This is a genomic window from Roseovarius sp. ZX-A-9 (genome assembly GCF_028369135.1).
In the GTDB taxonomy this organism is placed as follows: Bacteria; Pseudomonadota; Alphaproteobacteria; order Rhodobacterales; family Rhodobacteraceae; genus Roseovarius.
In genome coordinates this window covers 178,710-203,551 of sequence record NZ_JAPWHW010000005.1, presented here as the reverse complement: position 1 = coordinate 203,551, position 24,842 = coordinate 178,710, and the positions used below count along the sequence as shown (strand labels likewise).

At 61.9% G+C, this 24,842-nt stretch carries 24 protein-coding genes; 15 read left to right on the top strand and 9 right to left on the bottom strand.

Translation table 11 applies throughout. From position 1 onward, the window contains the following. Window positions 1–46: 46 nt before the first annotated feature. The gene (locus tag O3306_RS07100; protein WP_442969981.1) at window positions 47–664 is read right to left on the bottom strand and encodes a TlpA family protein disulfide reductase; all 618 of its coding nucleotides are present in this window, start codon (window positions 662–664) and stop codon (window positions 47–49) included. 25 nt (window positions 665–689) lie between these two features. Here O3306_RS07100 and argH point away from each other — a divergent pair, with 25 nt between their 5' ends. From argH to O3306_RS07060, 8 genes are all read left to right on the top strand, one after another. Continuing rightward, on the top strand, window positions 690–2,081 hold the full coding sequence (argH, locus tag O3306_RS07095; protein WP_272004980.1) for an argininosuccinate lyase: 1,392 nt from the start codon (window positions 690–692) through the stop codon (window positions 2,079–2,081). Continuing rightward, a complete protein-coding gene (locus tag O3306_RS07090) occupies window positions 2,078–2,257 on the top strand; it encodes a hypothetical protein (RefSeq protein ID WP_272004978.1) in 180 nt (59 codons plus the stop codon). Before argH ends, O3306_RS07090 begins: the two co-directional genes overlap by 4 nt. Window positions 2,258–2,376: 119 nt before the next feature. Continuing rightward, window positions 2,377–2,832 carry a universal stress protein gene (locus O3306_RS07085; RefSeq protein ID WP_272004975.1) on the top strand — a complete coding sequence of 152 codons (456 nt, stop codon included), beginning with the start codon at window positions 2,377–2,379 and terminating at the stop codon, window positions 2,830–2,832. 192 nt (window positions 2,833–3,024) lie between these two features. Beyond that, complete coding sequence (locus O3306_RS07080) at window positions 3,025–3,588, top strand: NifU family protein (RefSeq protein ID WP_272004973.1); 564 nt, start codon at window positions 3,025–3,027, stop codon at window positions 3,586–3,588. 137 nt (window positions 3,589–3,725) lie between these two features. Further along, window positions 3,726–4,379, top strand: a complete 654-nt coding sequence (gene tsaB / locus O3306_RS07075; protein ID WP_272004971.1) for a tRNA (adenosine(37)-N6)-threonylcarbamoyltransferase complex dimerization subunit type 1 TsaB — start codon at window positions 3,726–3,728, stop codon at window positions 4,377–4,379. Between the two features lie 14 nt (window positions 4,380–4,393). Beyond that, complete coding sequence (locus tag O3306_RS07070; RefSeq protein WP_272004969.1) at window positions 4,394–4,795, top strand: GNAT family N-acetyltransferase; 402 nt, start codon at window positions 4,394–4,396, stop codon at window positions 4,793–4,795. Between the two features lie 205 nt (window positions 4,796–5,000). After that, window positions 5,001–5,918 carry a sulfite exporter TauE/SafE family protein gene (locus O3306_RS07065; RefSeq protein WP_272004968.1) on the top strand — a complete coding sequence of 306 codons (918 nt, stop codon included), beginning with the start codon at window positions 5,001–5,003 and terminating at the stop codon, window positions 5,916–5,918. Further along, window positions 5,918–6,679, top strand: a complete 762-nt coding sequence (locus O3306_RS07060) for a TIGR02186 family protein (protein ID WP_272004966.1) — start codon at window positions 5,918–5,920, stop codon at window positions 6,677–6,679. The genes O3306_RS07065 and O3306_RS07060 overlap by 1 nt, the downstream gene beginning before the upstream one ends. A gap of 48 nt (window positions 6,680–6,727) precedes the next feature. Here the strand turns inward: O3306_RS07060 and O3306_RS07055 are convergent, their stop codons facing one another. The 8 genes from O3306_RS07055 to O3306_RS07020 all read right to left on the bottom strand — a co-directional run bounded on the left by O3306_RS07055 (window position 6,728) and on the right by O3306_RS07020 (window position 15,315). Beyond that, window positions 6,728–7,462 carry an SDR family oxidoreductase gene (locus O3306_RS07055; RefSeq protein WP_272004964.1) on the bottom strand — a complete coding sequence of 245 codons (735 nt, stop codon included), beginning with the start codon at window positions 7,460–7,462 and terminating at the stop codon, window positions 6,728–6,730. Next, window positions 7,459–9,003 (bottom strand): ATP-dependent DNA helicase, encoded by a 1,545-nt coding sequence (locus O3306_RS07050; protein WP_272004962.1) that lies wholly within the window; start codon window positions 9,001–9,003, stop codon window positions 7,459–7,461. Before O3306_RS07050 ends, O3306_RS07055 begins: the two co-directional genes overlap by 4 nt. A 135-nt stretch (window positions 9,004–9,138) precedes the next feature. Continuing rightward, entirely contained in the window at window positions 9,139–10,578 is a 1,440-nt protein-coding gene (locus O3306_RS07045) for a phosphomannomutase/phosphoglucomutase (RefSeq protein WP_272005045.1), read from the bottom strand. A gap of 67 nt (window positions 10,579–10,645) precedes the next feature. Next, a complete protein-coding gene (gene kdsA / locus O3306_RS07040; RefSeq protein ID WP_272004960.1) occupies window positions 10,646–11,485 on the bottom strand; it encodes a 3-deoxy-8-phosphooctulonate synthase in 840 nt (279 codons plus the stop codon). Window position 11,486: 1 nt separating this feature from the next. Further along, window positions 11,487–13,091, bottom strand: a complete 1,605-nt coding sequence (locus tag O3306_RS07035) for a capsule biosynthesis protein (protein WP_272004958.1) — start codon at window positions 13,089–13,091, stop codon at window positions 11,487–11,489. Then, the gene (locus O3306_RS07030; RefSeq protein ID WP_272004956.1) at window positions 13,069–13,728 is read right to left on the bottom strand and encodes an ABC transporter ATP-binding protein; all 660 of its coding nucleotides are present in this window, start codon (window positions 13,726–13,728) and stop codon (window positions 13,069–13,071) included. Before O3306_RS07030 ends, O3306_RS07035 begins: the two co-directional genes overlap by 23 nt. 218 nt (window positions 13,729–13,946) lie before the next feature. Continuing rightward, on the bottom strand, window positions 13,947–14,978 hold the full coding sequence (locus O3306_RS07025; RefSeq protein WP_272004954.1) for a permease: 1,032 nt from the start codon (window positions 14,976–14,978) through the stop codon (window positions 13,947–13,949). Beyond that, window positions 14,971–15,315, bottom strand: a complete 345-nt coding sequence (locus tag O3306_RS07020; protein ID WP_272004953.1) for an ArsR/SmtB family transcription factor — start codon at window positions 15,313–15,315, stop codon at window positions 14,971–14,973. The genes O3306_RS07025 and O3306_RS07020 overlap by 8 nt, the downstream gene beginning before the upstream one ends. 308 nt (window positions 15,316–15,623) lie before the next feature. On the opposite strand from O3306_RS07020, the gene O3306_RS07015 reads away from it, so the two are divergent. From O3306_RS07015 to O3306_RS06985, 7 genes are all read left to right on the top strand, one after another. Beyond that, the gene (locus tag O3306_RS07015; RefSeq protein WP_272004951.1) at window positions 15,624–17,030 is read left to right on the top strand and encodes an FAD-binding oxidoreductase; all 1,407 of its coding nucleotides are present in this window, start codon (window positions 15,624–15,626) and stop codon (window positions 17,028–17,030) included. A gap of 201 nt (window positions 17,031–17,231) precedes the next feature. Next, window positions 17,232–18,911: a thiamine pyrophosphate-binding protein gene (locus O3306_RS07010; protein WP_272004949.1), complete on the top strand. Its 1,680-nt coding sequence runs from the start codon at window positions 17,232–17,234 to the stop codon at window positions 18,909–18,911. Further along, window positions 18,908–20,992 (top strand): hydantoinase/oxoprolinase family protein, encoded by a 2,085-nt coding sequence (locus O3306_RS07005; protein WP_272004947.1) that lies wholly within the window; start codon window positions 18,908–18,910, stop codon window positions 20,990–20,992. The genes O3306_RS07010 and O3306_RS07005 overlap by 4 nt, the downstream gene beginning before the upstream one ends. Then, window positions 20,989–22,608, top strand: a complete 1,620-nt coding sequence (locus O3306_RS07000; protein ID WP_272004945.1) for a hydantoinase B/oxoprolinase family protein — start codon at window positions 20,989–20,991, stop codon at window positions 22,606–22,608. The genes O3306_RS07005 and O3306_RS07000 overlap by 4 nt, the downstream gene beginning before the upstream one ends. A gap of 46 nt (window positions 22,609–22,654) precedes the next feature. Beyond that, on the top strand, window positions 22,655–23,473 hold the full coding sequence (locus O3306_RS06995) for an NAD-dependent epimerase/dehydratase family protein (protein WP_272004943.1): 819 nt from the start codon (window positions 22,655–22,657) through the stop codon (window positions 23,471–23,473). Further along, complete coding sequence (locus tag O3306_RS06990) at window positions 23,470–23,778, top strand: hypothetical protein (protein ID WP_272004941.1); 309 nt, start codon at window positions 23,470–23,472, stop codon at window positions 23,776–23,778. The genes O3306_RS06995 and O3306_RS06990 overlap by 4 nt, the downstream gene beginning before the upstream one ends. 89 nt (window positions 23,779–23,867) lie before the next feature. Further along, the gene (locus O3306_RS06985) at window positions 23,868–24,806 is read left to right on the top strand and encodes a LysR substrate-binding domain-containing protein (protein ID WP_272004939.1); all 939 of its coding nucleotides are present in this window, start codon (window positions 23,868–23,870) and stop codon (window positions 24,804–24,806) included. Window positions 24,807–24,842 lie beyond the last annotated feature (36 nt).

Genomic DNA, 24,842 nt, shown 5'->3' with positions numbered 1-24,842 from the left:
CAACAAATTTACGATCAGCCGAACGCTGCCAATGTGCTTTCGGGCCCTAGCTTTCGCCCGGCGCGGTCAGTGCTGCGATCATTGCCTTTGCGCTCGCGCTGTCCCATTCCGCGTCACCCTGCATGCGGGCGATCTCGCGGCCTTCGGGGTCGAGTATGACGGTGATCGGTAGGCCCAGAACGCCCATTTCGCGGGCCAGCTGCTGTTTGGGGTCGCGGTGCAAAGGCAGGTTGTCGACACCGATTTCGGCAAAGAACGCCTTCATCGCGGGCACGGCATTGCGGCCCGTGGCCAGTGTCAGCACTTCGAAATTCTCACCCCCGTATTCGGCCTGCAACTCTGACAGCATCGGCATTTCCTTGCGACATGGCGCGCACCAGGTGGCCCAGAAATTCAACAGGACGTATTTGCCCTTGTAGTCGGCCAGCGTCGCTTCGCCGCCAGCATCGGTGGTGAAGGCCAGCGTGCTGACAGGCTTGGCCGTAGTGTGGAACTGCAGTTTCTTCATGTCGCCGTCAAGCATCTGCTGGTAGGCGCTATAATCAACAGCCGGACCGGTGGCATCGCCCCCGCCCGAGGGGCCGCGCAGGGTGATCGCGGCCACAGCTGCAATTGCAACGAAGCCAGCGCCGATATAAACGAATGCGGAACGTGACAAGGGCATATTTCCTCCGAAGGGAACCAGGGCAATGGCAGACAAATCCTCGAACCAGATGTGGGGCGGCCGTTTCGCCGCCGGACCCGATGCGATCATGGAGGCAATCAACGCCTCGATCGGGTTCGACAAGCGGATGGCGGCACAGGACATCGCCGGATCGAGGGCCCATGCGGCAATGCTCGCGCGCACCGGCATCGTGAGTGATACTGATGCGGAGGCGATGAGGGAAGGGCTCCTCACGGTCTTGTCAGAAATAGAGGCCGGAACGTTCGAATTTTCCGCCGCGTTGGAAGACATCCACATGAATGTCGAGGCGCGGCTGAAGGAAATCATCGGCGCGCCCGCCGGACGGCTGCACACCGGCCGATCGCGCAACGACCAGGTGGCGACCGATTTCAAGCTGTGGGTGCGCGATCAGCTGGATGCAACCGAAGGTGCGATCCTTGCACTTGTGGCGGCGTTGCTGACGCAGGCCGAGGCGGGGGCGGATTGGGTGATGCCGGGCTTTACGCACCTGCAAACCGCACAGCCCGTAACCTGGGGACATCACATGATGGCCTATGTCGAAATGCTGGGCCGCGATCTGGGCCGGGTGCGCGATGCCCGCAAGCGGATGAACGAATGCCCCTTGGGGGCCGCCGCGCTGGCCGGGACTAGCTTCCCCATCGACCGGCACATGACCGCAGAGGCGCTGGGCTTTGACCGGCCGTCTGCCAATTCGCTGGATGCCGTCAGCGACCGCGACTTCGCGCTGGAGTTTCTGGGCGCCGCCAGCATCTGCGCCATGCATCTGAGCCGTCTGGCCGAAGAGCTGGTGATCTGGTCCTCGGCACAGTTCCGCTTTGTCACCCTGTCTGATCGGTTTTCCACGGGGTCTTCGATCATGCCGCAGAAAAAGAACCCCGATGCTGCCGAGTTGATCCGGGCCAAGATCGGGCGGATTTTCGGGGCAAATGTCGCGCTGATGACGGTGATGAAGGGCTTGCCACTGGCCTATTCCAAGGACATGCAGGAAGACAAGGAGCAGGTGTTCGACGCCGCCGACAACCTGATGCTGGCGCTGGCCGCGATGGAAGGCATGGTGCGCGACATGACCGCCAACCGCGAGGCGCTGGAGGCCGCCGCCGGATCGGGCTTCTCCACCGCCACGGACCTGGCTGACTGGCTGGTGCGGGTGCTGGACATGCCGTTCCGCGAGGCGCATCATGTCACCGGCGCGCTGGTGGCGATGGCCGAGCGCAAGGGCTGTGATCTGCCCGATCTCAGTCTGGAAGAGATGCAATCGGTGCATGCCGCGATTCGTGCGGATGTGTTCGACGTGCTGGGCGTGCATAATTCGGTCGCCAGCCGGACAAGCTATGGCGGCACCGCCCCAAGCGAAGTGCGCGCACAGGTGAAACGCTGGCGGGAGATGCTGAAATGAGAGTCATGTTTTTCGCACCGGTGCTGATAGCGCTGGCGGCCTGCGGCGTAGACGGGCCGCCCGAACGCCCAACCGTTGCCACCACCGTCGGCGTCGGCAAGAATGGCACGCATACCACCACCAAGGCGTCGGTGTTCAGTGGCAACATCACCATGGGCGTGGGGGTGGGCCTCTAGATTTTCGTTTTCCTGCCCTCGCCGTTGCGGGCAGTGAAACGCGTCACGCCACATTTCGCATTCTATTGCGCAGGCTGGTCGCTTGCTTCATGATCTAGAGCGAAGCCGGGGGACAGCGAATGCGGAAATTCATGGTCGTGCTGGATGACAGCCGCGAATGCCTCAATGCAATGCGTTTTGCCGCAATGCGTGCGGCAAACACGCAAGGCGGCGTCAAGGTGTTGTCTGTTATTCCACCTGAAGAGTTCAACCACTGGCTCGGCGTGGGTGACATCATGCGCGAAGAGCATCGCGAGCGCATCGAGGCGCATTTCGAAGTGTTCGCGAAATGGATGCGTGACAAGCAAGGGGTCGATCCCGAGTTGGTCATCCGCGAAGGCGAACCGGTGGTCGAAATCATCGCGCAGGTCACTGAAGATCCGGAAGTCGGCGTGTTGGTGTTAGGCGCAGCCTCTGACCGAAAAGGGCCGGGGCCGCTGGTCACGCAGTTGACCAAAAGTGCCGGATCACTGCCCATTCCGATCACCATCGTTCCGGGTGATATGAGCAAGGAACGGCTCGAAAGGATCACCTGAGGGTGGTTGGAAAATTCTGCGAATTTTCTGTCTCTGGCTAGGATGTTCACGGCCAGAAGTTGCGCTACATGCCTGGAAGAACAAGTGCGCATAGCACCAGGGCTGTGCTGCTATAGTTTAGAATGGTTCCAAACCTTGACTTGGGGCACCGGCGCGCGCATATCAATAGTGCCCATTCAGAGAGGTCCCGCGATGTTCATTCAGACCGAATCCACGCCCAACCCGGCAACGTTGAAATTCCTGCCCGGCCAGAGCGTCCTGCCCGCCGGAACAGCCGATTTTTCCAGTGCCGAGGGGGCTGAGAAATCCCCGCTCGCGGCGCGGATCTTTGCAGTAGACGGTGTTTCAGCCGTCTTTTTTGGCACCGATTTCGTGACCGTGACCAAGCAGGACGACATCGAGTGGGATCACGTCAAGCCAGCGATTCTGGGCGCGATCATGGAGCATTACCAATCCGGCCAGCCGGTCATGACGGATGACAGCGCCATTGCTTCGGGACATGCCGAGCATACCGGAGAGGATGGCGATATCGTCGGCCAGATCAAGGAATTGCTGGATACACGTGTCCGCCCTGCGGTGGCGCAGGATGGCGGCGACATCACATTCCATGGGTTTGACCGCGGTGTGGTCTATCTGCACATGCAGGGCGCCTGCGCGGGTTGCCCGTCTTCGACGATCACCCTGAAGATGGGGATCGAGAACCTGCTGCGCCATTATATCCCGGAAGTGACCGAAGTGCGCCCGGTCGGTGTCTGACATCGGCGGATCGGGAGCGGCGATCACCGCACGGTGCTATTCTGGCGCCGTGAGGTTTGCCGCCGTGTCCATTCTGCATTGGCATATCGCCAAGCGTCTGCCCTCGCTGCGAAGCGCGGGCGGCCCGGAGCGCGCGCATGGCTGAGCCGATCATTTTGGGTGTCGATACCTCTGGGTCTTATTGCAGCGCTGCGGTGCTGCAGGGCACAGACGTGCTGTCTGATCTCTATCAGGACATGCCGAAAGGTCAGGCCGAGGCACTGTTTCCGCTGCTCACGGACATGTTGGCACGTGGCGGGGTCACGTGGCGCGATCTGGCAGCCATCGGGGTCGGCACGGGGCCGGGAAATTTCACCGGCATCCGCATCTCGGTTTCTGCCATGCGGGGGCTTGCGCTGGCCCTGGATATTCCCGTGATCGGTGTCACCCTGCTGGATGCGATTGCCCATGCCACCAGCGGGCCTGTGTTGGCGTCAATCGCCGCACCGCGCGGGCAGGCCTATGTGCAGGGTGTCCGCACGGCACAGAGCGTGCCGCCCGCGCTGGTGGCCGTGTCTGACCTTCCGCTCGATCTGGCAGAGCCGGGCCTTGTTTCGATCGGGTCCGCCGGGGCAGAGATCGCGGAGCGACTGGGTGTGCCGCATGTCCCCGCGCCTTATGCGCCGGGATCGGCCATCGCGCGGATCGCGGCGCTGAGCTGGCAGAACGAGTGCCCGCCTGCCGCGCCTTTTTACCTCAAACCCGCTGATGCCGCGCCTGCGCGTGATGCGCCGCCGGTGCTGCTCGATTGATCGCACCGCAGGACATGGCGCGCATCCATGCCGCCGCTTTTGACGGGCAGGGCCGCGCCTGGCGTGCTGACGAGTTTGCTGATCTCATCGCGACAGACCAGGTGCTATGCGCAGGCGATATGCACGGTTTCGCTATGGCCCGGCTGATTGTTGATGAGGCGGAACTGCTGACACTCGCCACTCATCCGACCCACCGCAGGCAGGGCAGGGCGCGGCGCTTGTTGGCGACGCTGGAGGCCGATCTGCTGGCGCGCAGCGCTGTGCGGTTGTTTCTGGAAGTGGCCGAGGACAATGCGCCGGCCCGAGCTCTCTATCACGCTGCGGGCTATGTCGAGACCGCGCGGCGGGCGAAGTATTATGCGCGCCCGTCCGGTGGGCGCGTAGATGCGTTGATCCTGTCCAAACCGCTGGAATGAATTGGCCGCGCATGATGGCGGCGGTCCACCCCAAGTCCAATATTCAGTGACCTCGTGGCGCTTTCCTACGCTCGGGGTCATGCATGCCTGCCAGTAGGGCCAGTTGCGCCCAGTTCTAAGGCCAGTATACAAAATTTTATGGGGTAAACGCTTTGTTCCCGGCTGCGCGCTTGCCAAAGCGACAGGCTTGGCGCTAACAGATATAATGTACATCTACCTGCCCATCGCTGAAGTTTCGGTCAACGCATTCCTGCTGCTTGGTCTCGGTGGCCTTGTTGGGGTGCTGTCGGGCATGTTCGGTGTCGGAGGCGGGTTCCTCATGACGCCGCTGCTGTTCTTTATCGGTATCCCGCCCGCTGTTGCGGTGGCGACTGGCGCGAACCAGATCGTTGCGTCGTCCTTCTCGGCGGTGCTCGCGCATTTTCAGCGGCGTGCTGTCGACCTGCGGATGGGGACGATCCTGCTGATCGGCGGGTTGTTTGGCGCGGCGCTGGGTGTCTTGCTGTTCAACTATCTCCAGTCGCTGGGGCAGGTCGACCTGCTCGTCACGCTGTTTTACGTCGTGTTCCTCGGTATTATCGGCGCGTTGATGTTCGTCGAGAGCCTGCGCGCGATCCGACGGTCGCGCCGCGGTGGCGGTGTGCCCAAGCGCAAAAAGCATAGCTGGATTCATAAATTACCGCTCAAGATGCGGTTTCGGACATCTGGCCTCTATATCAGCGTCATCCCCCCCCTTCTGATAGGTGTTGCGGTGGGTGTTCTGGCCGCGATCATGGGGGTTGGCGGCGGGTTCATCATGGTGCCCGCGATGATCTATCTTCTCGGGATGCCGACCAAGGTGGTGGTCGGCACATCGCTCTTTCAGATCATCTTCGTCACGGCTTTTGCAACTATGCTGCACGCGGTGAGCAGTGGGATCGTGGACGTGGTGCTGGCGGTTCTGTTGTTGGTCGGTGGCGTTGTCGGTGCACAGATCGGCACGGTGATCGGCACGCGATTGAAGGCCGAACAGCTGCGCATCTTGCTGGCGATCATGGTGATGGGGGTTTGCTTCAAACTGGGGCTCGATCTGCTGATCCAGCCTGCCGAGCTCTATTCAATCGCCACGGGAGGCGGGCACTGATGCTGCGTCTCGCATTGATCCTGCTGGCACTTGCCGCGTCGCCTGCCAAGGCCGACGAAGAGGTGGTTCTGGGCCTCAGCAAGAACGAGATCGAGATCAACACTACGTTTGACGGTTCCGAGATCCTGATTTTCGGTGCGATCAAGCGCCAAACTGCGATTCCCGAGGGCGACCTCGGTGTGGTCGTCACCATCGCCGGGCCGTCGCAGACGTTGAATGTTCGGCGCAAGGAGCGGCGTTTCGGCATTTGGGTCAATGTTGACGCGGTCGAGGTGGATGCGGCACCCAGTTTCTACGCGGTCGCCACCAGCGGGCCGTGGTCGGAGGTCCTGTCCGAAGTCGAGGATCTGCGCCACAAGATTTCCATCCCGCGTGCAATCCGGTCCGTGGGCGCGCCGAGTACGGTCAAGGATGCCCAGAGTTTTACCGACGCCGTGATCCGCATTCGCACCGCAAACCGCGCCTACAAGGTTGATGAAGGTGCGGTTGAATTGCGCGAGGATACGCTGTTTCAGACGTCCGTGAAATTGCCTGCAAACCTGACCGAAGGCGATTACGCAACCCGGATTTTCCTGACCCGCGAGGGCCGTGTCATATCGCAGTACGAGACGATCATCGATGTGCGAAAGGTGGGCATGGAGCGCTGGCTGTTCGCCCTGTCACGCGAACAACCGATACTTTACGGGTTGATGTCGCTGGCGATTGCCATCGGTGCCGGCTGGGGTGCTTCGGCCGCCTTCCGGGCGCTGCGGCATGGCTGAGGTGCGCGCCACAGAGAAAATCCTGCGCGATTTACACAAGATTTCCGGCTACCCGCGCCCGATATAGGGCATCTTGGTTGCCATCACGGTCATGAACTGGACATTGGCCGAGAGCGGCAATTGCGCCATGTGCAGAACCGATCGGGCAGCATCGGCCACATCCATCATCGGCATCAATGGCGCGTCGGGATCGGCGGCTTGCGCGCGCGCGTTCAAATCGTCCACCAGCTCTGTCCTGGCGTTGCCGATGTCGATCTGCCCGCAGGCGATGTCAAAGGGCCGCCCATCGAGCGACAGGCTGCGGGTCATGCCGGTGATCGCGTGTTTGCTGGTAGTGTAGCAGATCGAACCGGGGCGCGGGTTATGCGCCGAAAGGGAACCGTTATTGATGATCCGTCCACCTTGGGGGGACTGCGCGCGCATATGCGAGAACGCGAGTTGCGCCGCGATGAACATGCCACGGACATTGATCGCGATCACCTCGTCGAAATCGGTGAGCGACACTTCGTCGATGGTTCCTGACGGGCCGAATGTGCCGGCATTGTTGAACAGAACATCAAGCCGCCCGGCGGTTTGCAGGAAATCGGCAAAGGCCCCTTTCATCGCGTCCGGGTCGGTCACGTCGCAGGGCAGCGGGACCGCGCGAGCATTGGCCTGCGCGATCTCGTGCAGACGGTCGGCACGCCGCGCGATCAGGCCCACGCGCCATCCGGCCTGCAGGAAAACTTCTGCGGTGCTGCGCCCTATGCCGGAACTGGCGCCGGTGATCAGGATGGATTTCATGGGGCGGTCTCCGCTTCGAGGGTGAGGGGCGCGGGCGCGGTGCGCAGATCGTCGACGCGCAAGGGATATTCGGGTTTCGACAGCCGGTTGCGCACCACCCAGCACAGCCGTTCCTGTGCGCGGGTTATGGCGACATAGGCCAGCCGCTTCCATAATGGCTGCCCCGCCTCGACGCGGCCCATGCGCGCCGCAACAAAGAGATCCGGGGCAAATACCTGCACCGTCTCCCACTGGCTGCCCTGCGCCTTGTGGATCGTGACGGCCGCCCCGTGCAGGAACGTGGCACCCATGTTGGCAGCAAAGGGAATAAACGGCTCTTCCTCGTCGGGTTTCTCGATTTTAACGATACTTGCGGCGCTCACTTGCGGGTCTTCGGCACCCATCACATGCAACCGCGAAAATCCCGGTTTGCGTCCGGGCCCGAGATAGATCACCTGTGCGCCCTTGATCAGCCCGCGTGCCTCCAGATCAAGCCGCTTCTTGCGGTGCTTCAGAGGCAGCTCGATCCCGTCGCAGATCAGCGGCTCGCCCTCCAGCAGCGCGGTATCGGGGGCGCCGTGGACCGCACGAAAGGCGGTGATCAGGCGGATTCGCGTGGCATTGCGCCAGACCAGCACGGGACTGCGCGCCATTAGATCGACCTCGACCCGCTGGGCGTATTGCACGCGCTCATCGATGCGCGATTTTTCCTCGACCATGCGCTCGAAATCGGAAAATTCCAGCGCCGGGTCGGCCAATGCGTGCGCCAGATCAAGGATCGGATTATCCGCGTCCTGCCGGTGGATGCGGTGCAGTTCCAGCTTGGCAGGGGCAGGCAGGGTCTCGAAGACCATCGCGCCCGACTGGTTTACCGGGGCCAGCTGCGCCGGATCGCCAAAGAGAAAGAGTGTTGGAAAAATTTCCTTGAGGTCGGCCATCTGCCGTTCGTCCAGCATGCTGGCCTCATCGACGAACCCGATGTCCAGCGGTTCTTCGCGCCGCTTCCAACCGGTGATGAAATCGCTGCCACGCAGGCCGGCTGCGGCCAGCGCACCGGGGATGGATTTGTTGGTCTGGTAGAAGGCAAATGCGCGATCCAAAGCGACTTCGGTCAGCGTCGCATCGCTCAGCTCTGCGATCTCGGGGCGTTCGCCATTGCCGGCCAGCCACTCTGCGATCCGCTCGTATTCGGGGTCATAGACCGGGGTATAGAGAATACGGTGGATCGTGGTTGCAGGTACACCGCGCATGCGCAGCACGCTGGCGGCCTTGTTGGTCGGGGCGAGAATCGCCAGTGTCCGCTTGTCGCGGCGTTTTCGGCTCTCGTAATCGCCTGAGACAATATCGACACCGGCCTCTTCCATCGCGCGGTAAAGCGAAGCCAGAAGCAGTGTCTTGCCCGACCCAGCCTTGCCGATGACGGCCATCACGCTCTCTGCGGATTCGCGAGGTGGCTGGAGGGTGCCGTTTTCCAGGTCGACGCCCGCATTGCGCAGAACCTCTGCGATGCGGTCATGGGCTTCGGCCTGATCTTCGGAATATGTGAGCGTGGTTTGGGTCATGAGCGGACAGTACAGGCGCGGTTTGCGAGGGACCAGAGGGGAGAGGGTTTGTGGCGGCAAGAAACACGCAGTGCCCCCGCGCGGCTTTGAGTCCACGCGGGACAAACCCACTGATGAAGCGCCCTTGGCGCCGCGTCAGATCGTCTGATCGTATTCGCCGACCGATGGCTCTGTCCGGATCACCGCGTCGATATCCGCAAAGATCGCCCGCATTTCGGCCTCGCTGTCACTGCTTTCGCAGACCACCACCAGATTGGGCGTGTTCGAGGATGCGCGCACGAGGCCCCAGCTGCCGTTGTCGAGGATGACGCGCGCGCCGTTCACGGTGACGACCTGCGCAATCTTGCGGCCCGCCAGCGTCTCGCCCGCTTCGTGTTTGGCCACCAGTTTGGCCACCAGCCGTTCCAGCACCTCGTATTTTTCGGTATCGGCACAATAGGGCGACATCGTGGGGGTCGCATAGGTGACGGGCAGGGCGCGGCGCAGGTCGGACATGGATTTTTCCGGGTTGCGATCCATCAGCTTGCAGATTTCCACCGCCACGCGCATCCCGCAGTCATAGCCACGCCCCACAGGCTCAGCCAGGAAGTAGTGGCCCGACTTCTCGAATCCCGCCAGCGCGCCCAATTCCTTGACGCGCCGTTTCATGTGGCTGTGGCCGGTTTTCCAGTAATCGGCCTTGGCGCCATGCGACAGCAGCACGGGGTCCGACGCAAACAGCCCGGTGGATTTCACATCCGCGACAAAGGTGCTGCCGGGATAAAGCCGCGCGAAATCGCGGGCCATGATCACGCCGACCTTGTCGGCAAAGATCTCTTCGCCCTCGTCGTCGACCACGCCGCAGCGGTCGCCGTCGCCGTCAAACCCCAGCGCGAAATCCGCGCCGGAAGCCTTCACGCTGGCGCTCATGTCGTGGAGCATTTCCATCGCTTCGGGGTTCGGGTTGTAGTGCGGGAAGGTGTAGTCCAGTTCGTTATGCGACGGCACGACCTCGACCCCGAGGCGCGCGAACAGTTCGGGTGCAAAGGCGGATGCGGTGCCGTTGCCCGTGGCGCAGACGACCTTGAGCTTGCGGGTCATCTTGAAGTCACCGACCAGATCGTCGAGATAAGCCTCGCGCACGCCGGGGACAAATTCATAGCTGCCGCCGGGATGGGCCTGCCCGCGGCCTTCCAGCACGATATCGCGCAGCTCGTTCATCTCATCGGGGCCGTGGGTCAGCGGGCGTTCGAACCCCATCTTGACCCCGGTCCAGCCGTTGGGATTATGCGACGCGGTGACCATCGCCACGGCGGGGGCATCAAGGTAAAACTGCGCGAAATAAGCCATCGGCGACAGGGCCGGGCCGATATCCTTGACGTGGATGCCGGCCTGCATCAGCCCCAGTATCAGCGCGTTCTTGATTGACAGCGAATAGTCACGGTAATCGTTGCCGACCGCAATCACCGGCTCGATCCCTCGGGCGCGCATCTGGGTGCCCAGCCCGAGGCCAAGCGCGGTGATACCCGGCAAGTTGATCGACTCTGGGTATTGCCACCGGGCGTCGTATTCACGGAATCCGGTCGGCGCGATCATTGGGTCGCGCAGGAATTCCCATGTGTTGGGGGTGACCGTAGGGGCAGGTTTATTCACCGAAACGTCCTTATTTCTGTAGTTCTATGGGGTCAGCCTTGGCCAAGCGGTCGAACGCCATCAGCGAGGCGATCAGCGCGCCCATCCGGTCCAGCGGGATCATGTTTGGGCCATCTGACGGGGCGGTATCCGGGGCTTCGTGAGTTTCGATGAACACGGCAGCGATGCCCAGCGATACGGCGGCGCGCGCCATCACGGGCGCAAATTCGCGCTGTCCGCCGCTGCTGCCGCCCATGCCACCCGGTTGCTGCACCGAATGGGTTGCATCCATGACGACCGGATAGCCGGTCTGTGCCATCTGGGGCAACGCGCGCATGTCTGCCACCAAAGTGTTGTAGCCAAACGATGTGCCGCGCTCAGTCAGCATGATCTGGTGGTTGCCGGTGCTTTCGATCTTGGACACGACGTTGGGCATGTCCCACGGGGCGAGAAACTGCCCCTTCTTCACGTTGATCACCGCACCTGTTTCGCCTGCGGCGATCAGCAGGTCGGTCTGGCGGCAAAGGAAGGCCGGGATTTGCAGCACGTCGCAGACCTCGGCCACGGGCGCGCATTGGTCCGGCAGGTGCACATCTGTGAGCACGGGCACATCCAGCGCATCCTTGACCGCCTGCATGACCTTCAGGCCCTCGTCCACGCCCAAGCCGCGCTTGCCACTCAGCGAAGTGCGGTTGGCCTTGTCAAACGAGCCTTTGAAGATGAACTGCGCGCCTGCCTCGCGGCAGACCTCTTGCATTGCGCCTGCGATCATCTGGGCATGATCCACGGATTCCAATTGGCACGGACCGGCGATGACGGTCAGCGGCTGATCGTTGCCGACGCGGAGGCCGCGAAAGTCTACTCTGGTCATATCAGGATGATACCTGTTCTCTGAGGATGGACGCGGTGAGCGAGATCATCAGGTAGATACCCGCAAAGATCAAGAACGCGAGAATCGTGTTCTCGAATGCGCGCGGATAGGATGCATCCTGCGACGGCACGGGACGCACGCTGACCGTCAGGTAACGCACCTGCTTGTTGGCCTGAATCTCGGCTTGCCGCTTGTTCTCCAGCGCCGATTGCAACACCAGGTCGGCGGTGGCCAGATCGGCCTGAGCCATCTGGATTTCGGCCGTTTGCGACGCCAGAGAGGAGTGGCCGCCCGAGGCCTGGGTCAGGCGCGCCTTCTGTTTCTCCAGCTCGATCTGCAACACCTCTATTTCGCTGGTCAGGGCCTGTACCTTGGCGCGGTTGGGGCGCGAGTTGTTCATTTGTGTGTTCAACGCAAGCTGCTTTTCCTGCAACTGCAATTCGACATTGCCGATCAGTTGCCGGATGCTGCCGATCTCGCCCTCGGGGTCGAGCACGCTGCCCTCCTGCAACGTGACCATCCGCTCTTGCGCTGCTCGCCGTTCGGCCTTGGCCTGTTCCAGACTTTCGATGGCGGTGCGAACCCCGTCCTGCCGCTTGCGCTGGCTGAGTTCATCGACGCGGTTTTCGGCATAGGCGATCAGTTTCTCGGAAAAGGCGGCACTGACCTTGGGGTCGGCGGTGGATACCTCCATGCGCAGCACGCCTTCGGTCGGATCATAACCGATCTTCACGAACTTCTTGTAAACCTTGTAGGCTTCCTCGTTGCTGGCGTTCGGCTTGAGCCGCTGGATCGGGTCGATCCAGGGTTGGCTGAAATGATCGCGAAAGCCGACATCGGCATCAAGTCGCAACATCGCGTCTTTCGACAGCAGATAGGATTGCGTGGCAATCGCGTCCTGCCCGGTGGCAAACTGGCTGGGCAACAGGCCGCCGAGGCCACCGCCACCGCCGCCGCCTTCGGCTGACAGGATGAGGAATTCGGATTTGGTCGAATACATCGGGGTGGCGATGGCGTAATAGTAGTACCCCGCGACTACCGTCGGCAGCAGAACGAAAGCCACCAGCCGCGACAGCAGCAGCATCAGTTTGCGGCGGCGCCGTCTGCCGATATCGCGCTGGATGCGCATGATTTCTTCGCTGCGGCGCTCTGCCGGGGTCATCTCGACCGAGGGGAGTGTCTGCCCGCCTGTCGGTACGGTCTGCGGCAACTGTACCTTGGGATGGTCAACCTCGCGGGATCCGTCTTTTGCAGTTTTGTCTGACGTTACCAGTTCCAGAATATTGGCGCGTTGAAATGGGTCGATCCCGCTGGCGCGCAGCAGGCGCACCGCGTCGAAATCAGAGGTGGGGGCCAGCCCGTGTTTCTGCGCCACGCGCCGCGCCATGCGCAACTGCCGGCCGGTCAGCCCCTCCTGACGTATCTTGTCGATGGTCTGGCCGGTGCTGACTTCGGCCAGAGAGCTGACTTCGCCCGCGGCTGCCTGTGGCGATGCCGACACGCGCGGTTCTTCTGCCGCTGGGGCCTGTGGCTGGGCCTCACGGGGGTGCGTCGCGGTCGGGGACCGCTTGATGCGGAATTTTCTAGCCTTGGGTTTCGTAGTCATAGAGTTGCTTCGCCTCTTCCAAGGTATCAAACATATACAACTGCCCGCCCATCAACACAGCCGCAGAAGTCGCAAATTTTTCCAGCGTCTTGGCCTGGTGCGACACGATGATGACCGTGGTCGTGCGCAGCCGTTCTTTCAGAATCTCGCCCGCCTTGCGGTTGAATTCCACATCGGTGGAGTTGGGCATGCCCTCGTCGATCAGGTAGATATCGAAATCCAACGCCAGCATCAGGGAGAAAGTGAATCGCGCTTTCATGCCCGAGCTGTAGGTGCCCAGCGGCTGATCAAAATATTCGCCCAGATTGCACATCCAGCGGCAGAACGCCTCGACATAATCGGGGTCGAGACCGTAGAGCCGCGCGATATAGCGGCTGTTTTCCATCGCCGAAATCTTGCCGATCACGCCGCCCATGAACCCCAGCGGGAAGCTGATGCGGCAGCTGCGGCGAATTTCACCCTCGTCGGGCTTTTCCAGCCCTGCCATCATGTTGATCAGCGTCGTCTTGCCGGTGCCGTTGGGTGCCAGGATGCCCATGCTACGGCCAAGCTCCACCCGGAAGGAGACCTGATCCAGGATCACCTTGCGTTGCGTGCCCGTCCAGAAGGACTTGCTGACGTTTTCAAATTCGAGCATTCACTTGCTCCGACGCTGCTCTTACCCTCTTCTTACCGGGGCTTTGTTGACATGGCGATAACCATGTTCCGCCACAGTAAGGCGGATCACCCCCCGTTTATACAGAATAAGAAGGCAAAATTATGCTCCGCATGGAAAAAACATGTGAGCGGGCGCGGGTGTTTGTGCGCGGATGGCAAGCGGCGCGCGAATTGGGCGCGCCGCTGCGTGCAGATGTGTCAGGCGATGGCCTGCCAGGCGATCCCGGCCAGAACGGCCCCGGTAAAGGCGAAAGCCAGATAGGCGAAAAACACCCGTGGTTTGACCAGCGCCCAGACAGCGATGGCTGCCGGGATGCAGCTGACCCCGCCGGCAATGACGAAACTCATCGCGGCGCCGTCGCTCATTCCCTGTGCCAGCAAGGCGTCGATCAGCGGCACAGCGGCATAGCCGTTGAGGTAGGCAGGCGCACCCACAAGCGCGCCGAGGATGATTGGCCCGATGCCAGTGCCGCCCAACACCCCGGCCACCATGTCCGCAGGCACGTATTCCAGCATCAGTGCCTCGAGCATATAGGCCAGCGTCAACCATTTCAGCAGGAACACCGCGTTTTCCATACCGGTCGCGCGGAAGGTTTCGCGGCGGTCGGCTTGCGTCCAGAAGCGCCATACCGGCGCGCCTTCATAGGGTTTCTTGGTGCCGCAGCAGCCGCCGACTTGCGGCTTTTCCCGCAGCGGATCGGCAAAGAGGACGCTACGGGCTGCCAGCATCGTGGCAAAGCCGCCAAACATGCCGATTCCCACTGCCGCGACAGCTTTGGCTACCGCGAAATCCCAGCCCAGCGTACCGCTGGTGATGGCAAACATTGCCGGATCCATCAGCGGCGAGGCCAGCCAGAAGGCCATGACCGCCGCCAGTGGCGCGCCGAGCGCCAGCATCGCGGCGATGAAGGGGATCACCTCGCAACTACAGAATGGCGCCAGACCGCCGACCATTGCGGCCATCGCGATCATGCGCACCTGGTTGCCCTGGAACACCTTGGCGACCAGCCGTTCGGCCCCGGTCGCCTTGAGATAGGCCACAGCAAAGACCGCGAAGGCGATGAATGGCGCGGTGTGCAGCAAGGCGTTTGCGGTAAATGTCACCGTCGGCCAGACCTGCGTCGGGTCAAGCACGGCGACTGCAGCAAGGATCAGCAGCAGCACGATCCAGACTTTGCCAATACGCGACCAGACAGAAGGGCGCGGGGTGGAGGATGCAATATCAGCCATGATTGTGACCTCGGTTCGGTTCAGGAACATCCGCGCAGCATTCGCGCAGCAGGAAATCGGACAGGTGGCGCAGTTCGTCATAGGCAACGGCCGCACAGATGATGCTGCGCCCCTTTCGCTCTTGCGCCACAAGGCCGGCCTGCGAAAGGATTTTCATATGATGGGTGAGCGTTGATCCGGTCACGCCGGTTCGTGCGCCCAGTTCGCCGATGCTCAGCCCGTCAGGGCCAGCGCGTACCAGCGCGTTGAGCACCATCAGTCGCTGTTCGCTGCCCAATGCGGCAAAGGTAGAGGCCGCGCGGGTCAGTTCAGGGGGTTGGGGGGCTATCGTTTTCATATTTCTAGAAATATAGAATCGTTCTGCGCGCCGCAAGCGTTATTTCTAAATTATTCGAAATGAATGTCTGCGGCTGCCGATGCGCGGCTCCCATGGGGATTCGCCCGGCCCAGCGTCAGGGGGCGTGTGATCGTAACCCGCTTCAAAGGCTGCACAAGCTGACCTTTGCCGTCAACAGATATTCTTGACTATTGTCTTGATGCCGAGTTGATAACATGGCCTCTAGGGGCATGCTGCCGAGGATCGGTGGCGGTGGGCGCCTGAACCGCCGCGAAGGCGGTCTGATCGCGTGCAGGATGAATGAAACCATGAGCGAACTGGCAGTTGAATTGCACGAAATCCTCGGACCGAAGGGCTGGCTGACCGAGGCCGAGGTGACGGGCTACGCGCGCGATTGGCTGGACCGCTATGGCGCGCCGCCGCTGGGTGTGGCGCGCCCGGCATCGACCGCCGAAGTCGCCGCGGTGGTTTCGGCCTGTGATCTGGCGGGGGTTCCGGTCATTCCGCAGGGTGGCAATACTTCGCTGTGCGGTGCAGCCGTCGCAGAGCGGCCGGGCGCGGTGATACTGTCTTTGGCGCGGATGCGGTCCATTGGTGATCCGGACCCTGACAGCGGCACGATCGACGTCGATGCCGGTGTGGTGCTGGCGGCGCTGCACGAGGCGCTATTGCCCCACGATCTGATCTTTCCCATGCATCTGGGGGCCGAAGGCACCGCACAGATCGGCGGGCTGATCAGTACCAATGCCGGGGGCAGCCATGCGGCGCGCTACGGCATGATGCAGGACCTCGTTCTGGGGCTGGAGGTAGTGCTGCATGACGGCGCGATCTGGGATGGTATGCGGCATGCGCAAAAGGACAACGCGGGCTACCAGCTGCGCAAGCTGTTCTGCGGTGCCGAGGGGACGCTGGGCGTGGTAACACGCGCGGTGCTGAAGCTTTATCCGGCCCCCAAACAGCGCGAAACCGCGTTTCTGGCGATCCCTGATCTGGAAGCACTGGTTGCTTTGGGAACACTTATTCGCACCGAGGCAGGCGAGTTCATCAGCGCGTTGGAATTCTTCTGTGACTTCGGCCTCGATCTGGCGCTGCGTCATGTCGATGGGCTTGTGTACCCGCTGGAAACGCGCGCGCCGTGGTACCTGCTGGTCGAGCTGACGGCAGGTTCGATGCGCGTCCCCTTGGCAGAAATGCTTTCGGATATTCTGGAACGCGGCTTTGACAAGGCTATGGTGGTCGATGGTACGATTGCCATGTCTGACAGCCAGCGCGCTGCGCTCTGGGCTCTGCGCGAAGAGCAACCCGAAGGTCAGCGCCTGGAAGGCCCGCAGCTCAAGCATGATATTTCGGTCCCTCCCGGCAGGCTCGCCGGTTTCCTCACTCAGAGCGAGGCCTTGTGTCAGGCAATCATGCCGGGCGTGCGGGTTAATCCGTTTGGCCATCTGGGGGATGGAAACACCCATTACAACTTGTCACTGCCAGAAGCAGGCGGAAGTTTTGACGCTGTGAACGCCGAACTGGCGCTGGCGCTTGGCGGCCTTGCCTCAGACCTCGGGGGCAGCTTTGCGGCAGAGCATGGGCTGGGGCGGTCCAAGGTTGCGCTGGCGAATGCGTTGCGCAGCCCGACCGAGCGCGAATTGATGGCGCGGATCAAGGCCGCGTTCGACCCCGATGGTGTGCTGAATCCGGGTGTGGTGGTGACAGAAAAGCCGTGATCCGCTGCGTTCGAATGACAAGCAATACTTGTCGGTTCGTGAGTTTTCTTGATTTACGCTCGCGGCATCGCGCGGCACCATACGCAAGGACAGCAGTGGCCTGCGGGTGCTTCCCTTGGCCGCCGCCCGTTTGTCCTGTGATGACCCCGACCCGGCTAGCACTTGGGCAGGACTCTCCGAAATTTGTGAGGAAGAACAGCGATGATGCGTAACGGTGGACAGCTTCTTGTCGAAAGTCTGATCGCACTCGGTGCAACGAAGGCGTTTGGCGTTCCCGGCGAAAGCTATCTTGCCGTGCTGGATGCCCTGCACGACACGGCGGGCAAAATGGATTACGTCATGTGCCGGAACGAGGGCGGCGCCGGGTTCATGGCGGCAGCCTATGGCAAGCTGACGGGCATGCCGGGCATCTGCATGGTTACGCGCGGTCCCGGTGTCACCAACGCGTCGATCGGCATTCACACCGCGATGCAGGACAGCGCCCCGATGATCGTTTTCGTGGGCCAGGTCGGCACGGACATGCGGGGGCGCGAAGCGTTTCAGGAAATCGACTACAAGGCCGTATTCGGCACGATGGCGAAATGGGTTGTCGAGATCGACGATGCGAACCGCTTGCCCGAGATCCTGTCGCGCGCCTGGACGAGGGCGGTGACGGGCCGCCCGGGGCCGGTCGTGGTCGCGCTGCCCGAAGATATGCTGACCTCGATGACGGACGCCGCCCCGCTGCGTGGTCCGCTCGACATTCCCGAGGCAGCACCCGCCCCGGCGACGATGGCCCGGATGCGCGAAATGCTGACGGGGGCGAAAAGGCCGCTGATGCTGATTGCGGGCTGCAACTGGCGGGACGACAGCAGCGCCAAACTACAGGCGTTTGCCGAGGCCTCTGATATCCCGGTTGCTGCCATTTTCCGCTATCAAGACCAGTTCGACAACCATTCGCCCGTTTTCATCGGTGAAATGGGTGTCGGCATGACGCCGCAGATTCGCAAGATGGTTCAGAACGCGGACGTGATACTGGCGGTGAACAACCGCTTCGGCGAGATGTCTACCGATGGGTATACCCTCCTTGACTGCCCCGAGCCGAAACAGACCGTGATCCATGTGCACGGGTCCGATCTGGAGCTTGGCAAGGTGTACCGCCCTGCGCTGGGCATCCATGCTGGCCCGAACGCATTTGCCGATGCACTTGCCGAAATCGAGCCGGTCAAGGGCGACTGGGCAGCATGGCGTGCCGAGGGTCGCGAGGCCTATGAGGCGGGCTTTACCCTGCCGGACCTGCCGTCGCCCGTCGACATGGGCAAGGTTTGCGCCATATTGCGCGACAAGCTGCCCGAGGACTTCATCCTGACCAATGGCGCCGGAAATTTCACCGTCTGGTCGGGCAAGTTCTTCAAGTATGGCCCAAAGGCGCGGCTGCTGGCGCCGCAATCGGGCGCGATGGGCTATGGCCTGCCCGCCGCCGTCGCCGCCAAGGTTGCCGCCCCTGACCGCACGGTGGTCTGCTTTGCCGGGGACGGTGATTTCCAGATGAACTGTCAGGAACTCGCGACCGCACTTCAGGCCGGGGCGCAGCCCATCGTGCTGGTGCTCAACAATGGCATCTACGGCACGATCCGCGCGCATCAGGAACGCAACTATCCAACCCGCGTATCCGGCACGACCATGACGGCGAACCCTGATTTCGCGGCCCTCGCCAGGGCCTACGGGTTCCACGCGGAACGGGTCGAAAACACGGCGGATTTCGAGGCGGCGTTCGACCGGGCGCTGGCGTCCAAAACCGGCGCTGTTCTTGACCTTGTTATATCGCCCGAGGCGCTGACGCCGCGGATGACGCTTACACAGATGCGCGAAACCGCGCTTGCGAAGAAGGATCAGGCATGAAGACCGGGGACGACATCCGACTGGGTGCGGATATCGGTGGCACGTTCACCGATATCGTGCTCGACGTGCGCGGCACGCTTTTCTCGACCAAGGTGCTGACCACCTACATGGCACCCGAACAGGCGATTCTGGACGGGATCGCGATCGTGATCGAGCAGGCGGGGATCAGTGCGAACCAAATCGACATGATCATTCATGGCACGACGCTGGCGACCAATGCGCTGATCGAGCGGCGCGGTGCGCGTACCGCGTTGATCACGACCGAAGGATTCCGCGATGTGATCGAGATGCGGACCGAAAACCGGTTCGATCAATACGACATGAACATTGTTCTGCCCCAGCCGCTGATCCCGCGCGAGGACCGGTTCACCGTCGCAGGCCGGATGAGCGCGCAGGGCGAGGAACTTCTGGCGCTGGACGAGGCAGCGCTTGAAGCGCTGGCGAAACAGATTGCCGCGCAGGATTTTGGCGCCATCGCCATCGGGTTCATCCATTCCTACATGAACGATGCGCATGAAAAGCGCGCGCGAGAGATCATGGAAAAGCACCTTGATCTGCCGGTGTCGATCTCTGCCGAGGTGTCGCCGCAAATGCGCGAATACGAGCGCTTCAATACCGTCTGCGCCAATGCCTATGTGCGTCCGCAAATGGCCGATTACCTCGGTCGTTTGCAAACGCGACTCAAGGACATGGGTACAAAATGCCCGGTCTACATGATCCATTCTGGCGGGGGCCTCGTGTCGGTCGAGACGGCGGCGGAATTCCCGGTGCGTCTGGTCGAATCCGGTCCGGCGGGCGGCGCGATCTTTGCCGCAGACATTGCCAAGAGCTTCGGGCTGGATCGGGTCGTTTCCTACGACATGGGGGGCACCACGGCGAAAATCTGCCTGATCGAGGGTTATCAGCCGCAGACCGCCCGCAGTTTCGAGGTCGCGCGTAGCTCGGGCTTCGCCAAGGGCTCGGGAATGCCGATTTCCATCCCCGTGATCGAGATGATCGAGATTGGCGCGGGCGGCGGTTCCATCGCGTCGGTTGATGCCATGAGCCGGATCCAGGCGGGGCCGGAATCGGCGGGGTCGGAACCGGGGCCGGCCTGTTACGCCAAGGGCGGCACGCGCCCGGCCATCACCGATGCCGATCTGCTGCTGGGGAAACTTGATCCGGATAATTTCGCCGGCGGCAAGATCCGGCTTGATGCCGGGGCCGCGGCAACGGCGATGGAGCTTCATGTCGGCGCGAAACTTGGCCTCGATGCGCAGGCCGCTGCCTTTGGCGTCTGCGATGTGGTCGACGAAAACATGGCCAATGCCGCCCGCGTTCATGCGGTCGAGAACGGCAAGAACATCAGCGACAACACGATGATCGCCTTTGGCGGTGCCGCGCCGCTGCACGCCGCGCGCCTGTGCGAAAAGTTGGGCGTTGCACGCTGCCTGATCCCGCAAAGTGCCGGTGTCGGATCAGCCATCGGGTTTTTGCGCGCGCCCTTCGGGTACGAGGCTGTCGCGTCGCAAATCCAGAAGCTGGCCGGGTTCGATGCCGCTGGACTGAACGCACTGCTGAGTGATCTCAGGGCGACGGCCGAGGGCTTCGTGCGCGCTGGCACCGACGGCGAAATCCTGTGCGACATCACGGCCTTCATGCGTTACGCGGGGCAGGGCTGGGAAATCCCGGTTCCTTTGCCTGTTCGCGACTTTACCGCCGCTGACGAGGCAATGATCGAAGACGCGTTCAAAGCCCGCTACGCCGCATTCTTTGGCCGGGCGGTCGAAGGGCCGGAGATCGAATTCGTCACATTCTCGGTCAAGGCGTATGACCAGCGCCCCGACGGCGAACGCCACACTCTCAACGAGTCCGGCGAAGCGATTGCACCCACGGCATTCCGGCCGGTATTTGATCTGGCAGAGGGGCAGGAGCGAGACACGGCCATCGTGGCGCGGACCGCGCTGCGCCCTGGTAACCGGGTGGCGGGGCCTGCGGTGATCGTCGAGGACGAGACATCGACAGTCGTGACCTCGCCATTTGATGTGGTCGTCCAGTCGGACGGCTCGTTGCTCCTTGTGCGCAAAGGTTTGAGCCAATGAACCAGATTGAAGAAATTCGCATGCAGGTGATGTGGAATCGCCTGATTTCGGTGGTCGAAGAGCAGGCGATGACACTGCTGCGCACTGCCTTTTCGACCTCGGTGCGCGAGGCGGGCGACCTGTCGGCAGGGGTCTATAACGCCAAGGGTGAGATGCTCGCCCAGGCGGTGACCGGGACGCCGGGCCATGTGAACACCATGGCCGAGGCGCTACAGCACTTCATCAACGAAATCCCGCGCGAAGAGATGTATCCGGGCGACACCTATGTGACCAACGATCCGTGGAAGGGCACCGGCCACCTGCATGACATCACGATGGTGTCGCCATCGTTCAACGGTGATGAGTTGATCGGCTTTTTCGCCTGCACGGCGCATGTCGTCGATGTGGGCGGGCGTGGCTTTGGCGCGGATGGCAAATCGGTTTACGAGGAAGGCATCCAGATCCCGGTGATGAAATTCGCCGAGCGCGGCGAGGTGAACAAACATCTATTGAAGATCCTGCGCGCCAACGTGCGCGAAGCCAATCAGGTGATAGGTGACTTCTATTCGCTCGCGGCATGCAACGATGTGGGCCACAAACGCCTGATCGAGATGCTGAACGAGGTCGGTTTGCCCAACCTTGATAAGCTGGGTCAATTCATCCTGTCGCGTACCCACAAGGCGATGATGGAGCGCATCGCCGATCTGCCCAAGGGCTCGTGGTCAAACGACATGATGACTGACGGCTATGACGAACAGATCCGGCTGGCGGCTAAAGTTGCTATCGCCAAGGATAGCGTCACCGTCGATCTGACCGGCACCGACCCGATGAGCCGCTGGGGCATCAACGTGCCGCTGATCTATACCAAGGCCTACGCCTGTTACGCGCTGAAATGCGTCGTCGCACCGGATATTCCCAACAACGCCGCTTCGCTTGCGGTGTTTCATGTGACCTCGCCCACCAATATCCTCAACGCTGCTCGGCCGGCGCCGGTTTCGGTGCGGCATGTGCTGGGCCATATGGTACCGGACCTCATACTGGGGGCGCTGGCTAAGGCGCTGCCGGGGCAGGTTCTGGCCGAAGGTGCCGCGGCGCTATGGAACGTGCATATCTCGGTGCGCCCCGAGACGGGCAAGGATGGACGCCGCGCGGAAGTGCTGATGTTCAACTCTGGCGGTATGGGCGCGCGGCCCACGCTGGACGGTCTGTCGGCCACGGCGTTTCCCTCCGGCGTGCACACGATGCCGATCGAGGCCACCGAACATACCGGCCCGATCGTGGTCTGGCGCAAGGAGCTGCGCCCGGATTCGGGTGGTGACGGGCAGTATCGCGGCGGCCTCGGTCAGGTGATCGAGATCGCGCCAGCCGCAGGCCATGAGTTCGAATTTTCGGCCATGTTCGACCGGGTCACAGCCGCCCCGCGCGGCCGTGACGGCGGAGGCGAAGGCGCGCTGGGCTCGGTTACGCTGGACGATGGCACGGTGATGAAACCTAAGGGCTGGCAGTTTGTGCCTGCCGGACGACGGCTGGTCCTCAAGGCGCCCGGTGGTGGTGGTTTCGGAGATCCTGCCAAACGCTCCGAGGCCGCGCGTGACGAAGATCGGGTCAGGGGTTATGTGACGACGACAGGTAAGTGAGCGTGATTGAAGCGCCATGAATGACAAACTAAATCGGAGAAAAACCTTGGGCAAACCATTCAAGAAAATCCTCATCACAGGGGCCGCAGGGCGTCTGGGTTCCGAACTGCGGCGCGGTCTGGCACCGCTGGCCGACACGCTGCTGCTGGCCGATATGGTCGAGATCAAGGACCTGCAGCCGAATGAAGAGGCGTGCATTTTCGATCTGGGCGACGAGGCCGCGACCATCGCCGCGACCAAGGGCTGTGATGCCATCGTCCATATGGGTGGCGCGCCGCACGAGCGGCCCTGGCAGGAAGTACTCGACAGCAACATCCGCGGTTCTTACCACATCTATGAAGGCGCGCGGAAACATGGGGTAAAGCGGGTTGTCTACGCCTCGTCGGTACACGCCATCGGCTATCACAAGATGGGGGACCACATCCCGTGCGACGCCCGCCCGCGTCCCGATAGCCTCTATGGAGTGTCCAAGTGCTTTGTCGAATCCCTTGCCAGCCTCTACTGGGACAAATTCGGGATTGAGAGCGCATGCGTCCGCATCTTCTCGTCCTTTCCGGAACCTGCGGACCGCCGAATGCTGTGGTCGTGGCTGTCATTCGACGATTGCTGCCGCCTTGTCACTGCGTGCCTCACGGCACCGCATCTGGGCCACACGATCACTGTCGGCATGTCCGACAACAAGGTGAAGCCGGTGGATATGACCAATGCCGGGCATTTGGGATTCGCGCCGCAAGACAGCAGCGAACCTTACCGCGCCGAATTGGAGGCAAAGACCGAAGTAGCCGACCCGATGGCGGCCTCGACGCAATGCATCGGTGGCTGGTTCGTTGACCTTGGCCATCCGGACGATGAGGATCAGAAGTGAGCGAAAGCCATGATGTCATGATTGTCGGTGGGGCTGTCATCGGTTCTGCCGTTGCCTGCAGTCTTACCGCCAATTCCGACTTCACTACGCTTGATCACAACACGGTTGTCGAGAGCCATCCACAGGCGAGCGACCCTGTCTTTGCCAACGGCTCTCCCGGCCACGGGCTGCAACAGGGGGCAGCCGCGGGCCGGGGGGTGTCAGAACGGATCATCTATGGTGGTTTCCGCACGCAGGACCTTTCGGACGTCGGCTATGAGCGTATAGTCGGCAAAAGACCTTTCCCGGAAAAGGCCGTGATCTGATGTCTGGGCGTCCACGCGGTCGGCCTCGGAAGGCCAGTATCGCCGAGGGCAAACACGATCCCGGGTTGCTTGCGGCCCGGAGACCGAACATGCAAGACGCCTCGCTCAGGATGATACCGCTCAACGCGCTGCGCGTGTTCTGGGTGGTGGCCCGCAAGGGCAGCTTTCGGGCGGCGGCGGATGAATTGCTGGTGTCACCGCAGGCCGTAAGCCAGCAGATCAAATTGCTGGAAGAGATCCTTGGCGTGCCTTTGTTCGAGCGAAAGGGGCGGGTGATCGAGCCCACCGAGCGGGCAATCGTCCTGTCGCATTTCGTGCAGGCCGGCTTTGACGAATTTGCCGAAGGTGTGCGGCGGATTTCCTCGTCCGCCTATCGCAACCGCATCAACATCAATGTCAGCCCCTATTTTGCCACCCGTTACCTGATGGAACGGCTGGACCGGTTCCGTGATCTTCTTCCCGGGGCCGATCTGCGGCTGACCACGATGATCGAACTGCCGGATTTCACTGCCGATGAAGTGGATGTTTCGATCCAATGGGGGTTTGGCAACTGGAAGGATCACGAGGTCAGACTGCTGGTGCATGATCCCAAGATCATCTGCTGTTCTCCCGCTCTTGCCCAGAAGATCAAGACGCCCGCAGACCTGAGCAAGCAGACATTGCTGCACCCGGTGCTGGCCAGAAGCCTCTGGAGCCGCGTCCTGTCCCATCTTGGCCAGACGGCCTGTGATCCTGCGGGCGAGATCGAGTTTCAGGACGCTGCCACGATGCGCCGGGGGGCGATCAATGGTCTGGGGGTTGGTCTGGTGTCCGAAATCGATTCACAAGAGGATCTTGAATCAGGGCGTCTGGTGGCCCCTCTGGGTGTCGATGCGTTGAAAGACATGGACGAGGCGGACATTCCGGGCTTTTATCTGGTGCTGCCGAAATCTCATCGGCGGATCAAGGCGGTGGCCACCTTTTGTGACTGGATCACGCAAGAGAATTGGAATGTCCGTCCGGACCCGCCGAGCGCCAGCCTGCCCTGACGGTTTGAAAGCCATTTCCGCTTCAGAGCGCGTCTG

Excerpts from the sequence above, each read along its gene's own strand:
- O3306_RS07100 (WP_442969981.1), bottom strand. The coding sequence starts at position 664 with ATGCCCTTGTCACGTTCCGCATTCGTTTATATCGGCGCTGGCTTCGTT.
- argH (WP_272004980.1), top strand. The coding sequence starts at position 690 with ATGGCAGACAAATCCTCGAACCAGATGTGGGGCGGCCGTTTCGCCGCC.
- O3306_RS07090 (WP_272004978.1), top strand. The coding sequence starts at position 2,078 with ATGAGAGTCATGTTTTTCGCACCGGTGCTGATAGCGCTGGCGGCCTGC.
- O3306_RS07085 (WP_272004975.1), top strand. The coding sequence starts at position 2,377 with ATGCGGAAATTCATGGTCGTGCTGGATGACAGCCGCGAATGCCTCAAT.
- O3306_RS07080 (WP_272004973.1), top strand. The coding sequence starts at position 3,025 with ATGTTCATTCAGACCGAATCCACGCCCAACCCGGCAACGTTGAAATTC.
- tsaB (WP_272004971.1), top strand. The coding sequence starts at position 3,726 with ATGGCTGAGCCGATCATTTTGGGTGTCGATACCTCTGGGTCTTATTGC.
- O3306_RS07070 (WP_272004969.1), top strand. The coding sequence starts at position 4,394 with ATGGCGCGCATCCATGCCGCCGCTTTTGACGGGCAGGGCCGCGCCTGG.
- O3306_RS07065 (WP_272004968.1), top strand. The coding sequence starts at position 5,001 with ATGTACATCTACCTGCCCATCGCTGAAGTTTCGGTCAACGCATTCCTG.
- O3306_RS07060 (WP_272004966.1), top strand. The coding sequence starts at position 5,918 with ATGCTGCGTCTCGCATTGATCCTGCTGGCACTTGCCGCGTCGCCTGCC.
- O3306_RS07055 (WP_272004964.1), bottom strand. The coding sequence starts at position 7,462 with ATGAAATCCATCCTGATCACCGGCGCCAGTTCCGGCATAGGGCGCAGC.
- O3306_RS07050 (WP_272004962.1), bottom strand. The coding sequence starts at position 9,003 with ATGACCCAAACCACGCTCACATATTCCGAAGATCAGGCCGAAGCCCAT.
- O3306_RS07045 (WP_272005045.1), bottom strand. The coding sequence starts at position 10,578 with ATGATCGCGCCGACCGGATTCCGTGAATACGACGCCCGGTGGCAATAC.
- kdsA (WP_272004960.1), bottom strand. The coding sequence starts at position 11,485 with ATGACCAGAGTAGACTTTCGCGGCCTCCGCGTCGGCAACGATCAGCCG.
- O3306_RS07035 (WP_272004958.1), bottom strand. The coding sequence starts at position 13,091 with ATGACTACGAAACCCAAGGCTAGAAAATTCCGCATCAAGCGGTCCCCG.
- O3306_RS07030 (WP_272004956.1), bottom strand. The coding sequence starts at position 13,728 with ATGCTCGAATTTGAAAACGTCAGCAAGTCCTTCTGGACGGGCACGCAA.
- O3306_RS07025 (WP_272004954.1), bottom strand. The coding sequence starts at position 14,978 with ATGGCTGATATTGCATCCTCCACCCCGCGCCCTTCTGTCTGGTCGCGT.
- O3306_RS07020 (WP_272004953.1), bottom strand. The coding sequence starts at position 15,315 with ATGAAAACGATAGCCCCCCAACCCCCTGAACTGACCCGCGCGGCCTCT.
- O3306_RS07015 (WP_272004951.1), top strand. The coding sequence starts at position 15,624 with ATGAGCGAACTGGCAGTTGAATTGCACGAAATCCTCGGACCGAAGGGC.
- O3306_RS07010 (WP_272004949.1), top strand. The coding sequence starts at position 17,232 with ATGATGCGTAACGGTGGACAGCTTCTTGTCGAAAGTCTGATCGCACTC.
- O3306_RS07005 (WP_272004947.1), top strand. The coding sequence starts at position 18,908 with ATGAAGACCGGGGACGACATCCGACTGGGTGCGGATATCGGTGGCACG.
- O3306_RS07000 (WP_272004945.1), top strand. The coding sequence starts at position 20,989 with ATGAACCAGATTGAAGAAATTCGCATGCAGGTGATGTGGAATCGCCTG.
- O3306_RS06985 (WP_272004939.1), top strand. The coding sequence starts at position 23,868 with ATGCAAGACGCCTCGCTCAGGATGATACCGCTCAACGCGCTGCGCGTG.